Below are 568 nucleotides of genomic sequence, written 5' to 3' on the forward strand. Positions count from 1 at the left end.
ATTTTAATACCAGGATCTCGTCCTCCTAAAATTGTTAAAGAGTATATGGTTCAATCTATGAAGCCGGGAAGTGTCATTGTGGATATCGCAATAGATCAAGGTGGTACAGTAGAAACTATTGATCATTATACAACTCATGATAATCCTGTATTTATTAAACATGACGTAATTCATTATGCAGTACCAAATATGCCTGGTGCCACCCCACGTACTTCAACTATGGCGTTGGCAAATGGAAATATTGAGTATTTATTAGCAATTTCTAAAGATGGATTAGAAAATGCAATTCAAAATAAATCATCATTAGCATCTGGGGTAAATGTATATAAAGGTATTATTACCTACGAAAATTTAGGTATGACGCTAGGTTTGGACTTTAAAGAATTGAAAGAAGTGTTAGTATGATTACCAAAAACGTATTGTTAGATATCACTGACATTAAAAAAGCCAAAGAAATTCTTGATGTAAATGCCCGAAAAACACCTTTGGTTAAATCTTTTTATTTAACTAGTAAAACCGGTGGAGAAATTTATTTAAAGTTGGAAAACATGCAGTTAACAGGTTCATT

Annotated in this window: 2 pseudogenes; both read left to right on the forward strand. The window is 32.2% G+C overall.

Annotated features, from left to right (window positions below):
• Positions 1-405: pseudogene (locus DN400_RS08000) on the forward strand (alanine dehydrogenase); the annotation flags it as partial.
• Positions 402-568 (forward strand): annotated as a pseudogene (locus tag DN400_RS08005) (threonine ammonia-lyase); the annotation flags it as partial. The pseudogenes DN400_RS08000 and DN400_RS08005, both read left to right, overlap by 4 nt.

This window comes from Bacillus sp. AR8-1 (assembly GCF_008042345.1).
Classification (GTDB): domain Bacteria; phylum Bacillota; class Bacilli; order Bacillales; family Bacillaceae_G; genus Bacillus_A; species Bacillus_A cereus.